14 protein-coding genes are annotated in these 12,933 nt (G+C 59.7%); 2 read left to right on the plus strand and 12 right to left on the minus strand.

Annotated features, from left to right (window positions below):
* Positions 1-37 precede the first annotated feature (37 nt).
* From AC13RE_RS16695 to AC13RE_RS16730, 8 genes are all read right to left on the minus strand, one after another.
* Entirely contained in the window at positions 38-2,065 is a 2,028-nt protein-coding gene (locus tag AC13RE_RS16695; RefSeq protein WP_488563754.1) for a beta-N-acetylhexosaminidase, read from the minus strand.
* Positions 2,066-2,087: 22 nt separating this feature from the next.
* Entirely contained in the window at positions 2,088-2,558 is a 471-nt protein-coding gene (locus AC13RE_RS16700; RefSeq protein ID WP_488563755.1) for a GNAT family N-acetyltransferase, read from the minus strand.
* Between the two features lie 12 nt (positions 2,559-2,570).
* Positions 2,571-3,497: an ABC transporter ATP-binding protein gene (locus AC13RE_RS16705; protein ID WP_488563756.1), complete on the minus strand. Its 927-nt coding sequence runs from the start codon at positions 3,495-3,497 to the stop codon at positions 2,571-2,573.
* Positions 3,494-4,309, minus strand: a complete 816-nt coding sequence (locus AC13RE_RS16710; RefSeq protein ID WP_488563757.1) for an ABC transporter ATP-binding protein — start codon at positions 4,307-4,309, stop codon at positions 3,494-3,496. Before AC13RE_RS16710 ends, AC13RE_RS16705 begins: the two co-directional genes overlap by 4 nt.
* The gene (locus tag AC13RE_RS16715) at positions 4,306-5,208 is read right to left on the minus strand and encodes an ABC transporter permease (protein WP_112603870.1); all 903 of its coding nucleotides are present in this window, start codon (positions 5,206-5,208) and stop codon (positions 4,306-4,308) included. The genes AC13RE_RS16710 and AC13RE_RS16715 overlap by 4 nt, the downstream gene beginning before the upstream one ends.
* A complete protein-coding gene (locus AC13RE_RS16720; RefSeq protein WP_488563758.1) occupies positions 5,205-6,188 on the minus strand; it encodes an ABC transporter permease in 984 nt (327 codons plus the stop codon). Before AC13RE_RS16720 ends, AC13RE_RS16715 begins: the two co-directional genes overlap by 4 nt.
* A 22-nt stretch (positions 6,189-6,210) precedes the next feature.
* A complete protein-coding gene (locus AC13RE_RS16725) occupies positions 6,211-7,899 on the minus strand; it encodes an ABC transporter substrate-binding protein (RefSeq protein ID WP_488563759.1) in 1,689 nt (562 codons plus the stop codon).
* A gap of 402 nt (positions 7,900-8,301) precedes the next feature.
* On the minus strand, positions 8,302-8,697 hold the full coding sequence (locus tag AC13RE_RS16730) for a RidA family protein (protein ID WP_488563760.1): 396 nt from the start codon (positions 8,695-8,697) through the stop codon (positions 8,302-8,304).
* A gap of 350 nt (positions 8,698-9,047) precedes the next feature.
* On the opposite strand from AC13RE_RS16730, the gene AC13RE_RS16735 reads away from it, so the two are divergent.
* Positions 9,048-9,842, plus strand: a complete 795-nt coding sequence (locus AC13RE_RS16735; protein WP_132718107.1) for an SDR family oxidoreductase — start codon at positions 9,048-9,050, stop codon at positions 9,840-9,842.
* 83 nt (positions 9,843-9,925) lie between these two features.
* Positions 9,926-10,819: a non-homologous end-joining DNA ligase gene (gene ligD, locus AC13RE_RS16740; RefSeq protein WP_488563761.1), complete on the plus strand. Its 894-nt coding sequence runs from the start codon at positions 9,926-9,928 to the stop codon at positions 10,817-10,819.
* 2 nt (positions 10,820-10,821) lie between these two features.
* On the opposite strand, the gene AC13RE_RS16745 is transcribed toward ligD, so the two are convergent.
* From AC13RE_RS16745 to AC13RE_RS16760, 4 genes are all read right to left on the minus strand, one after another.
* The gene (locus tag AC13RE_RS16745; protein WP_488563762.1) at positions 10,822-11,388 is read right to left on the minus strand and encodes a methyltransferase family protein; all 567 of its coding nucleotides are present in this window, start codon (positions 11,386-11,388) and stop codon (positions 10,822-10,824) included.
* Between the two features lie 3 nt (positions 11,389-11,391).
* The gene (locus AC13RE_RS16750) at positions 11,392-12,129 is read right to left on the minus strand and encodes a glutathione S-transferase (RefSeq protein ID WP_488563763.1); all 738 of its coding nucleotides are present in this window, start codon (positions 12,127-12,129) and stop codon (positions 11,392-11,394) included.
* 225 nt (positions 12,130-12,354) lie between these two features.
* On the minus strand, positions 12,355-12,669 hold the full coding sequence (locus AC13RE_RS16755) for a plasmid stabilization protein (RefSeq protein WP_488563764.1): 315 nt from the start codon (positions 12,667-12,669) through the stop codon (positions 12,355-12,357).
* 38 nt (positions 12,670-12,707) lie between these two features.
* Positions 12,708-12,899 carry a hypothetical protein gene (locus AC13RE_RS16760; RefSeq protein WP_488482669.1) on the minus strand — a complete coding sequence of 64 codons (192 nt, stop codon included), beginning with the start codon at positions 12,897-12,899 and terminating at the stop codon, positions 12,708-12,710.
* Positions 12,900-12,933 lie beyond the last annotated feature (34 nt).

Genomic DNA, 12,933 nt, shown 5'->3' on the forward strand with positions numbered 1-12,933 from the left:
CTTGCTGGGTCGCGCCTGAGGGCCATGCATCAAGCTGTCAAAATTGATGCAGGCCGTAAAGCAGCGGCATCGTGCCCGCGAGCGCCTTGAATCGCTCCCAGGATTTGGCCGAAGGCTTGGTCCAGCCGGTTTCCGCCAGCGCCGAAAGACGTGGGAAGACGAGCCGGTCGAAAACGGCGCGGTCGGTCATCGGTTCCGACCAGATGCAGGCCTGGATGCCGCGAAGCTTCTCCTTCTGCGCATCCGTCCAGCCGCCGACGGGATCGAAGGTGTAGATCTTCTCCGCATCGGAATAGCCGGCCCAGCTGCCGCCCGGTTCGTCCCAGTCCGGGCGCATCGCCATGTCGAGATAATAGACCTGGCCAGGACAGACGACGATCTCGTAGCCACGTCCAGCGAGCTCAGCCGCCACTTCGACATTGCGCCAGCTGCAGAGATAGCTCTTGTCCTTGTCGATCCTGTCACCATGCGCCGCTTCTTCCCAGCCGCCGGTTATGCAGCCCTTCGAGGCAAGAAACGTCTGGATACGCTCCAGGAATTCGGCCTGCAGGACAGCAGCACCCGAGCCGTGAATATCGTCGGCCCCGTGCGTGTTGGTGATGACGTTCAGGCGCTTGGCATGGGCCTCCGCTACCTCGTCGCCGGCCAGTTCGCGCAGACGGGCAAGCGCCTCCGGGGAGCCGGACCAAGCGCCAAGCGGCACTTCATCGGCGCCGATATGGATCGTCTTGAACGGGAAGAGTTCGATCAGTTCAGAAAGGATGGTCTCGATGACCTTATAGGTCTTTTCGCGCGCCGGATTGATGCAATTGTCCGGGAAGCCTTGCACCGAATAATAGCTGCCGACTTCGTTCGGATCGCGAAGCTCCGGGATTGCCTGCTGCATCGCATAGCAGTGGCCGGGCATATCGATCTCGGGCAGGATCTCGATGCCGAAGCCCTTGGCGTAAGCGACGATCTCGCGCACGGCCGCCTTGGTATAATAGCCGCCGGTGCGAGCCGGGCTCGAGCCGAGAAGCGGCGGCAACGGCAGTCCGTGGCCCCGCCATGCGCCGATCTCCGTCAATGCCGGATAGGCATCGATCTCGACACGCCAGGATTCGTCGTCCGACAGATGCCAATGGAAGCGGTTGAGCTTGTTCCAGGCAAGAACCGCCATCAGCTTCTTGATTTCAGCCGTGCCGTAGAATTGGCGCGAGACGTCGAGATGCAGGCCGCGCCAGCTCATGGACGGCTCGTCGACGATCTCGCCGGCGGCCGGGAAATGGAAAGCCTGTGGATGCAGGCGTGCTCCGCGCCAGATCTGGCCGATAGTGACAAGGCCATAGACGAAGCCGGCCCGGGTGCTCGCCTCGACAGTGACGCTCTCCGAGGCAAACTCCAGCCTATAGGCTTCGGGGCCCAGACCTTCCGTTTGACGCAGCACCACCGTGGCTGCACCTTCCGCCTCGGAGCGGACGAGACCTTCGGCCGCGAAGAGATGCTCGACCAGAGCCGTGAAGCTTGCAGCCGCCGCCTGTGCTTCCAGTGTCGTCGCCTTCAGCGCAAAGCCTGCCGGCAGCGGACGGCGCGACGAAACGGCAACGCGGTTCGGCCAGGGAATGATCGCCAGTGGAACAGGAGGATTGGCCGGAACGGGATAGATTTCGGCGCCGCGCTTCAAAGGCGCATTGCTTGACGATGTGCGCGTCGGCTCAGTGGCAAGGGACACGGCAGTTCCATCGGAAAGCGCCAGATAAGCACTGGTGGCACCGTCAGTCCAATGGCGAAACGGCCAGCTGAGCGCGTGCACCGTGATGGTCCATGTCTCACCGCCAGCCAGTATGAAGCCTTCCGGCGGCTGGAATTCGGTGAAATTGGACAGCCGTTTCGTGACCGTGGCGCCTTCGACGACGCCGGAGGGATCGACGCGGCCGGGGCCGCTGACACAGAGCGCGAAGCCGGAAAGCGGCTCTGATGACAAGTTCTTCAGCCGTAGGACATAGGAAAACTCCTTGTCGTCGGCGGGCGGGTTCCAGGTTGTTTCAAGCCGCAAAGCCAGGAATCGCGGTGTGGACATGAGCATTCTCTCTTCCTGAAAGTATCGTTCAAAGCTTGAGCATGCCGGCATAGATGCCGGGTGCGGAATTGGGGATCTGGATCGCGCCGACCGTCTTCTCGTAGAATTCCGATGGGCCGACATCGCCAATGACGGTGTAGGCATAGCCCATGGCCTTCTGATCGTTGAGGCAGGCAAACAGCAGCGCACGCCCGATGCCGAGGCCGCGGACACTTTCGTCGACGCCGGTCGGGCCGAAGAAACCGCGTGCCGTCGCCTCGTGGCAGGCAAAGCCGACAAGCTCCCGATTGCGCGTGGCAATAAAGCATGTCGGCGGCTGGCGGCTCATCGCGACAGTCGTCTCGCTCGCCCAGCCCCGGCTGAAATGTTCCGCCACCCAGCCGGTGATAACACGCAGCTCCGGCGGCAGCGCACGCCGGATGGTGACATCAGCCTTCGCCATGCGCTCGGCCGATTGCATGTCGATCGGCAGGGTCGATAGATTGACCAGGTAGTCCAAGGGGAATTCCTCCTAATTCGATGTGACGAGCGCACGCATGAAATGATTGGGGCCGACCTCCTCGACCACTGTCGAGACCGGCCGGCTGAGCGCGCGGATCTTCTCCGCCTGCTCCAGGAAGCGGGCGCTGCCGCCGGTCACGAACCTGCGGCCACCATCCGGCACCGCCGAAAGCAGAAGCTGCGTATAGGGGTGCCTCGGACTGGCGAGGACGGCATCGGTCTCGCCCCACTCGACCATCTGGCCGGCAAACATCACCACGATCTCCTCTGCAACATGAGCGGCCGTTGCGATATCATGGGTGATGTAGAGCATGGCGAGATCGTTTTCCCGTTTTACCCGTGCCAGCAGATCGAGAATATCCTTGCGGATCGAGACGTCGAGCATCGATGTCGGCTCGTCGGCCACCAGTACGCTCGGAGAAACTGCAAGCGCTCGGGCAATATTGACGCGCTGGCGCTGACCGCCGGAGAGTTCGTGCGGAAACTTCTGGCGTGTCACCGCAGGATCGAGCCCGACACTCTCCAGCAGCTTCGCTATATCCTCGTCGCGTTCGGCCTTCGGCTTGTCGCTACCGTGCAACTGCAGTGGCCTTGCAATGTGATGATTGATCGTGAAGGCCGGGTTGAGCGAGGAGAACGGATCCTGAAACACCATCTGCACATCCTTGCGGTACATCCGCTCGTCCTTGCTCGCCCCTCGCGCCGTGCGATCCTGTCCGCGAAAGAGGAGCCGGCCGGCAGTCGGCTTGTCGAGGCGGGCAATGATGCGGGCGCAGGTGGTCTTGCCGCAGCCGGATTCGCCGACCAATGCAAGTGCCTTTCCCGCGAATAGCGAGAAGGAGACGCTTTTCAACGCGTGCACGGGGCCGAAATGGCGCTGGATATCATCCAGCCGGATGACGGGTTCTGCAGTCACAGCCTGTATCTGCGGTTTCATGCGAAAACTCCGGGAAGATGGGCGCTGGCCGGAAGCTGCGGGATGGCATTCCAAAGCTTGCGCGTGTACTCATGAACGGGCGACTGGCTGACCTGAGTGACATCACCGACCTCGACCAGTTCGCCCCTCAGCATGACGCCGATGCGGTGGCAAAGCTGCGCCATCAGATGCAGGTCATGGGTGATGAACAGCACCGAGAAGCCATAGGTCTGCTGCAGGTCGAGAACCTGTTCGAGAATCTCACGCTGCACGACGACATCGAGCGCCGTTGTCGGTTCGTCCATGATGATGAGTTCAGGACGCAGCGCCAGGCAGATGGCGATAACGATGCGCTGGCGCATGCCACCGGAAAACTGGTGCGGATAATCGCCGACGCGATGCGGGGGGATGCCGACCAGCTTGAACATTTCTTCGGCCCGCGCACGCGATTCCTGACGCGTGCATCCCGTATGGCGACGCAAGACGTCGTGGAATTGTGCCTCCACCCGCATGAGCGGATTGAGAGAATTCATGGCGCTCTGGAACACCATGCCGATACGTTTCCAGCGGATCTTCTGCAGATCGCCTTCCGGCATCTTCAGCAGATCCTGGCCGTCAAGGCGGATGCTGCCACCGCTGATCCAGGCCGGCGCCTTGGAGAGCCGGGTGATCGCATAAGCGATCGTGCTCTTGCCGCAGCCGGATTCGCCGGCAAGACCGAAGATTTCGCCGCGGCCGATATTGAAGGATACATCCTTCACCGCGCGGAAATCGCCCTTGTCGAGCAAATAGTCGATATTGAGATGTTCGATCTCAAGCAGATTGCCGCTCATTGCTCGGTCCTCATCATGCGGTTGCGAGCTCGTGTCAGGCGGAACCAGCGGGTCAAGGCTGGGCCGGAACGCAATTGCGGATTGGCGATTTCATCGAAGGTGAAGTTGATCAGCGCGAGACCAAGCCCCGTCAGCGCGATGCCGATGGCCGGTATGCCGATATCCCACCAGGCGCCGACCATGATGGCCGAGGCATTCTGAGCGTTGTAGAGCATGGTGCCCCAAGTAACCTTCAGCGGATCGCCGAAGCCGAGATACTCGAGCGTGGTCTGGGCGACGATCGCGTAGATGATGCTGCCGACCAGGTTGATGCCGATGAGCGGCGTCAGGTTCGGCAGGATCTCGACGAAGATGATACGCCATGCCGGCTCGCCGATCATCTTGGCGGCGGTGACGAAATCGCGGTTGCGCAAGGCCATCGTCTGCGACCGCGTCATGCGCGCCCCCCAGGGCCAGGACGTCAGGGCGATGATGGTCATGATTGTCATCGGCCCGACCGTGCCGGCAAAGGAAGCGAGCAGGATGAGGAGCGGCATGTTCGGGATGACCAGGACGGCGTTGGTGGCAAGGTCGAGCGCAGCGTCCGTCTTGCCGCCGGTATAGCCAGCGATCAGGCCGATGGCCGTGCCCAGCACGGTAATCGCAATGCCCGTGGCGAAGCCGACGGACAGCGAGCTTCTCGCGCCCCAGACGAATTGCTTGTAGACGTCGCGGCCCATCTTCGTCGTGCCGAAGACATGTTCGACTGATGGCGGCTGATGCGAGCGGCCGACACGGGCGCCCGGTTCGCCCGGCGCGATGATCGGGGCGAAGATCGCCATCAGACATAGCGCCGCAACGATGACGAAGCCGACAAGTGCCTTTTTCTGGCTGAAAATGGATCGGAAGGAGAAGCTCATCGGCCTGCCTCCCTCAATCGCGGATCGACGAGGCCATAGAGGATGTCGACGAGGAAATTTGCGCCAAGCGTCGCAAGCGTCATCAGCAGCAATTGCCCCTGAATGACGGGATAGTCGCGCGCCACGCTGGCGGTAAACAGCGTCAGCCCAAGACCCGGATAATTGAAGACAATCTCGGTAACGATCGAGCCGCCGAAGACGGCTCCGAGCATAAGCGCCAGGTTGGTGAGCACAGGCAGAAGCGCGTTGCGGGCGCCGTAACCGAACATGACGGCAAGGTTGCTAAGTCCCTTGGCCCGCCCCATCGTCACGTAATCTTCGCCGAGCACGACGATCATGGACGAACGCATCGTCGTCTGGAACTCGCCGATAAGGAATGGCGACAGCGTCAGGACCGGCAGGATCGCATGCACGAAGACGCTGCCGAAGAAGGTAAAATTGAAGCCCGGATCGAGATTGGGATCATAGGCATATCCCACGGGAAACCAGCGCAGCGACACGGCGAAGACGAACAGGGTCGTGAGCGCGACGATGACGGGCGGTATCGAAAACAGGATGACTGCGAAAGGCGATACGATCGTATCGAACCGCCCGCCGCGGCTCCAGGCCGCGACCGCGCCGAGGATGACGCCGACGCACAGCGAAAAGATGATCGCCGTGACCACCAGGAAGATGGTCCAGAGCGTCGCCCGGCTCAATACCTGGACCACCGTGTGCGGATAGTATTTGACCGAAACGCCGAGATCGAAGGTGGCGAGGCCTTTAAGGTAGTCGAGGAACTGCATCATGATCGGCTGATCGATCTCGCCGAAACGGGCCTTGATCGCCTCCACGGCCGCGGGTGTCGCCCGCGGCCCGAGCTGAGCGACCATGGCATCGACGGGGCTCCCCGGCATAAGCCGGGGAAGAATGAAGTTCACGACGATCGCGAAGGCCAAAGCCACCGCATAGACGCCGAGGCGCCGGCTCGAAACACGCATGTCTGCTTCCTTCGCTTTGGCCTTATTGGACCGGCTTCAGACGCAGAAGATGCATGAGACGCATGCGGTTGTTGTCGTGGTTTTCCGGATTCATCACCGGATCCTTGTCCGTGACCCAACCGGCGAAACGCTTGCTGGAATACTGATACCAGGTCGGGCCGTTGAAGACGGGAACGACCGGGAAATCGTCGGCGATCAGAACCTGGATATCGTTGAAGATCTTCTTGTGATCATCATCGGAAGACGACTTCAGATATTGATCGAAGAGCGCATCGAGCTTCGGGTTGGAGTAGCGTGGCGCGGCGACGGTGAGCTTGCCGGCATAGGCCGTCGACAAGCTCTGATAGTAGCCCTGGAACGGCGTCGCGCTATCGGCGCGCGAATTCATGACCACATCGAAGCTGCCGTCGAGAAGCTGCTTGCGCCACTGCTCGTATTCGGGCGTGGCAACCGAGGCGTTGATGCCCGCGGCGCGAAGCCCTTCGACGGCGATCTGCACGGCATCGATCCAGTCCGTCCAACCGTTCGGCACGATGACTGCGAAGGTGATCGGCTTGCCGCTCGGTGTGGTGCGGAAGCCATCCGCACCCTTCTTGTAGCCGGCGTCATCCAGGATCTTGTTCGCCTTGTCGGTGTCGAAGCCCATGAAAGCGTCCTTGTCGCCTTCGGCAGCCTTGTTGCGCCAGCTTTCGAAGCGCGGCGGCAGGCCGCTGGCATGGAGGTTGACGACCGGATAACCGAAGCCGGCAATATCGACCATCGATTTGCGATCCATCGCCAGGCTGAACGCATGGCGGAAATTGAGATCTTTGAAAGCCTCGAGGTTGCCGGCATTCGTGGATTTGAAGTTCATCTCGAAGGCAACGGTTTCCGCCGGCGGCTGCCAGTAACCGTTATGCTGCGGGTCGAGCGCGACGAAGGTCTTGTCGATCTGCGGCAGGAACGAGCCGATCCAATCGACGGTGCCTTCCGGCAGCAGCGCCAGCATCTGGTCGTTGCCCGAGATCTGCGGCAGGCGCAGGCAATCGACGTGCAGCGATGCCGCATCCCAGTAGTTCGGATTGCGGCACTGCTCATAGACCTGCGGCGTAAAGCGGCGAACCTCGGTCATCGGACCGGACCCGACCGGCTTCTCGTTCTTGAAAGCGACCGGATCGGCCACGTCCTTCCAGATATGCTCCGGTACGACGGCGAGATCGGCCAGGGATTCGGGGAATTCGGAATTCACGGCCTTGAGCTTGATCGTCACTGCTGTCGGCGACGGTGCCTCGACCGATGCGACTGTTTGACCGACACCGACCGTATCGACGGCCGGGTTCTTCAGCATCAGGTCGATCGTATATTTCACGTCGGCCGAGGTCAGCGGCTGTCCGTCAGACCATTTCACACCGGGGCGCAGCTCATAGGTGATCGACATCAGATCATCGGAGAACTTGTAACTGGTCGCAAGCCGCCAGACCGGCTTGCCGCCGTCATTGGCGTTGAAGATGACCAACGGCTCGTAGATGAAATCCATCGTGCTCTGGCGACGACCGGCCAGATCGAAGGGATTGAAGTTGCTGACCCAGCTGGTCTGCTCCTCGATGTGCATCGTCAGCACGGATTCCGCGGATGCCGTGCCTGCACCGAACGCCAGCGAAGCGCCAAGCGCCGCCGCTGCCAATGATGTCCGCTGAAATAGATTGCGCAATGACCTTTTCCTCATTCCCATTTCCAACCCCTCTTGTTGTTTTGGAGTAGTCAATCAAATTGATTTAATAGCGAGTTTTGAGGCTCGTCAATCGCTGATTGGAAATCAACAGGCATTGATTTTGAGGTTTGAAGGATTGTCGCCGATGTCGGCACGCACTCCGCCGCTACTGGAAATTGCGCGGATATAGCGAGGACTACGGCCTGGTGGCAGCGCGCTTGGAGATGCGGTCGCACGGAGCCGCAATCGAGAAAAAGCGGCGCCTATCCGCAATACCGAAGCAGGCGGCGGCCGGCACGCTTTGGGATTTTAAGGCAGATAGTCGGGAGATTGATCATCTGGGCGCGCCATCGCAAATGGGCGCGAGATGGATTGCGATGCAGCCCTTGCCGCACCGCAATCGAGGCAAAAAACAGCGCTCGGTCAGTCGAGCGGTTTGTAGGCAATGACGTCCATTTCCACCTTCACATCGACCATCATTGGCGACTGAACGGTCGAACGGGCTGGCGGATGATCGATGAAATGCTTTTCGAATACCGCATTGAAGCTCGAGAAATCGCGAGCGTCATCCAGCCACACATTGACCTTCACCACATGCTCGAGTGTGCAATCGGCAAGGGCAAGGACATCCTTGATATTAGCAATGACCTGCTCGGTCTGCGTGATGATATTGCCCGTGACGATTTCGCCGTTGATGGTCGGAACCTGGCCCGAAACGTACACGAAATCGCCTGCCCTGACGGCCTTGGCGAAGGGGCGACGCTGGCCGCCGGCCTGATTGTCGGCGACGTCGAAACGGATCAGCTTGTTCTTGGTCATGATATCCTCGGTCCTACCCCGTTGCTGAAAGTCAGTCGCCATCATTCATCGTGAACAGGCCCAAGCGTTCGACTCTCCTGGTAGCTTCCTTATCTGCCGCAACGGCGCTACGCCAGATCGTTTTGTTCGCTTGCGGGATGGACATGGAGCGATGCTTCTGCAACTTCGATCGAAACCTTAACTTCAAAAACAAGAAAAACCCTTTTATTTTCCGGCGACTAAGGACGCTTCCTCGACAAAGGACATATCGTCCTTTGTCGAACTTGGCATGATTGCCTTTTCGCCCCCGAGCCTGATAAGACAAAGGCATATTTCGTCGTATGATTGGTTGACGTTCAGGAGGAGTCGTCATGGCAGAACTCACGCAATCGCTTGCGTCCATTCGCATTCCCGATCTTGCCGGCAAAAGAGTATTGATAACGGGCGCTTCGACCGGCATCGGCGCCGCCGTGGCACGCGCTTTTGCCGCACAGGGCATGAAAATCGGCCTGCACTTCAATGCAAGCCGCGAACCGGCGGAAAAGCTGGCCGATGAAATCAAGGCTGGCGGCGGAACCGTCCATCTCATTCAGGGCGATGTCTCGCAAGACGGCGGGACCGAGCGCGTCGTCAAGGATGCGGTAGACGCGTTGGGTGGCCTCGACGGCCTGATCAATAATGCCGGCGGCATGCTCGGGCGGCTTCCGACCGCCGAAATGACGGATGAGCACTATGAGCGGGTGATGAACCTCAATGCACGCTCCGTCCTTGCGGCGACCCGTGCCGCTCATCCTCACCTGAAAAAACAAGGCGGCTTCATCATCAACACGACCTCGATTGCCGCGCGCAATGGCGGCGGCAATGGCGCAATTCTCTATGCCGCCTCCAAGGGTTTCGTCTCGACCATTACCCATGGCCACGCCAAGGAATTCGTCAACGACAAGATCCGCGTCAATGCCGTCGCACCCGGCGTCATCGCAACGCCGTTCCATGAGCGCTATACCAACGACGAGCAGATGGAACTGCAGCGCAAGACGATTCCCATGGGATTCGTCGGCACGCCGGAAGACTGCGTCGGCGCCTACCTCTTCCTCGCCTCTCCCACTCTGTCCGGTTACATCACCGGCCAGATCATCGAGGTCAATGGCGGCCAGCTGATGCCGTGAGATGCGGCCAGCGGTCGCTTTGTGCGTCGGGCAATGTTAGTCTTGCCCGACGCGGGGCCTTCGCGTCGAGGAAGATGGAGCGCATGCAGATGGCAAAGACGCCCACTCACGACGGCATCAAGACGTCGGTGGAATTGACCCATCCGGAGTGGGTCTATTGGCCCGACGATAATATTACCAAACACGATCTTCTCGAATATTATGCCCTGGCGTGGGAGCGCATGTCGCCATTCGTCATCAATCGCCCCCTCGCCCTCTTGCGCTGCCCCGATGGCATCGATGGGCCACGCTTCTTCCAGAAACACGCCTGGAAAGGCATCAATCATAACATCACTGAAATCGCCGATCCTGAAGACAAAGACGCTGCAAAACTTTTGAAGATCGAGAGTTTCGACGGGCTCGCTGCGCTCGTCCAATCAGCCGCCCTGGAGATACACCCCTGGGGCACCACGATCGATCATTGGGAAAAGCCCGACATGATCATCATGGACCTCGATCCCGGCGAGGATATCGCATGGAGCAAGGTCGTGACCGCGGCAAAAGAGATCAGGGAGCGGTTCGCAGCCCTGGGCCTAACCTCCTTCGTCAAAACCTCTGGCGGCAAGGGCCTGCATGTGGTCGCATCCGTCAAACCGCAGGCGACCTGGCCTGATATCAAGGATGCCGCCGAAGCGATCGCCCATGCCATGAGTGCCGATAGTCCGCAGACATATTTGTCGGTCGCCAGCAAGGCGAAGCGGGCTGGTCACATCTTTATCGATTATCTGCGCAACGGTCGCGGCAATACTGCCGTGGCACCCTATTCGACACGCGCCAGAAAGGGCGCGGCCGTTTCGATGCCGGTCAATTGGGAAGAATTGGACGACACGATCGGGCCCGCTTCCTTTACGGTCAAGAATGCAGCATCGCGCCTCGGCCGATCGAGCACCGATCCCTGGGCGGATTTCTTCAAGGCGGCATCGCCGCTCAAAGTCTGACGCTACACGAGAAACGGGACCAGCGCCGGCGTGCTGGCCTTATAGTCGGCGTAGGCCGAGCCGAAGGTCTCGCTCATCCAGCTTTCCTCGATCCGCACACGGCGCAGCACGGCATAAAGAACGGCGACGATGGCCAGGGCCGCCGCGATATCGCCTCGCGCAATTGCCGAGCCGATGATGGCCAGCATCAGGCCGGAATAGATCGGATGCCGGACAAGCGCATACGGACCGGAGCGTACAAGCGCGTGATCCTCCTTGAGCGTAATCACGCCACTCCAGTTTCTGCCGATGTGATAGCGCGCCCAGACGGCGAAGAGCAGACCGATGAAGGTCAAAGCAGCACCGATTGCATAAGATGCAGGGTCTTGCGGAATGATACGATATCGCAAGGGGCCGAACCAGGATGGATCGATTGAAAGCAGGAAAGCGCCGATCCAGATCGGCGCGGTATTGCCGAGCCGCGACAACGGATCCTCCTGCCGCACGCTTTTCTTGACGCCGAACGAGGCGAAAAGCCAGATCAACAGCCAGATGATCCAGCATGCAGGAATGAATTGATAAAACAGCATCGCTCAGGCCACGTCTTTGTCCAGTTCCGGATAGTGCCGGAAAATGCCGTTCTCATTGAAGGGAATGCGGCGATCGGACTGAAGATAGCGAGCAATGTTAGGCCGTTTCATGACAGCTGCGTGCAGCGCAGTCAGATGCGGATAATCGCGCTCAAAATGCTTTGTCGCGCGCGGAAAGGCATAGTGCAATCCCTCATAGACCTGGAATAGCGATAAATCGACATAGGTCAATTCGCCACCGAAAATATGGCTCGATTCTTCGGGGTTCTGCTGAAGCACTTTCTCGAAATAGCCGAGAAACTTGGGAATGCGGTTTTCGATGAATTCTGCAGCGCGCGCTTTGGCCTCTTGCTTCTGGTCCTCGTAATATTTCGACGTTGCGATCGGGTGATGCGTGTCGTGTACCTCGGCGACGAGATCGGTGATGGTCAATTGCAGGCCATTCAGGACGTGGCGCCGCCCATCATCCTTTGGAGCAAGCCCGAGTTTCGGCCCGAGATACATCAGGATATTCGCGACATGCGGAATGACGAGATCGCCATCCTTCAGAAATGGCGGCGCAAACGGAAGATCGAAGTCGGATTTTCCGCCCATGATGGCGAACATGGCGGGCATTCCCTGCCCCTTGCTTGCCGATCCGCGACAAACATCGACATACTCCGCACCCGCCTCCTCCAGCGCCAGCCGAACGAATTCGCCGCGCCCTTGAATGCCATCCCAATAATAGAGTTCGTAAGCCATTCGGTTTTTCCCTCCCGAGAATTGAAAACGCCAGCCGCGGCAGTCGTAGCGACGGGCATATTCTCGTCACCGTCACCATCGGCGCATCGCAAGCCTACAATTTAGCGTCGATGGTACAGAAGATAAGTGGCGACCGACGGTATGGGCTACACATATGCGTCAGAGGCCCTGTGAATGTCATCGTCGGCCTGTGAGAAAGGTCCGGCGAGACCTCCAACGGGGAGGCTAGCTGCGCGCATTATGCTCGTGGCGTTTACGCGTCGCCGCCGCCTTCCTCGCAGAGGCGGAACGCTCCGCAGCCGGTCGCTTGGCAGCAGCGCGTCCGCCGATCCTGCCTCCTTTTTCGGACGATTCGTGATTTTCGGGATGGCCGCGGCCGGAGCCGGATTTCTTGCCGCCGCCGCTTTCCTTATTGACGGTCGCCCAGGCACGCCGCTCCGCCTCCTCATTGGAGACGCCGCGGTCTTCATATCCTTCCTCGATATGCTCAGCCTTGCGCTTCTGTTTGTCCGTATAGGCCGATTTGTCTCCTCGGGGCATGATCTTTCTCCTTGTTGGGACGAAAAACCAACCCGTCGTCAGAGAAAAGGTTCCGAGATCCGCCCGGGCGAATTGCGATTACTGGACAGCAGATTGGCTGGAAGCATTCGGAAGCGCCGATCATGCCGCGCGGCGGCAGATTGCTTGGCCGAAGCCGGGAAAAAGATGCCGACTGAACGATCGATGATCAAAATCAGGACCAAGGCGGCCAGCAGATAGAGCGCGGTCAATATAAGGAGAGATGTCATCGCATCGCTCCAAACC

This window comes from Martinezella sp. CNPSo 3959 (genome assembly GCF_057784355.1).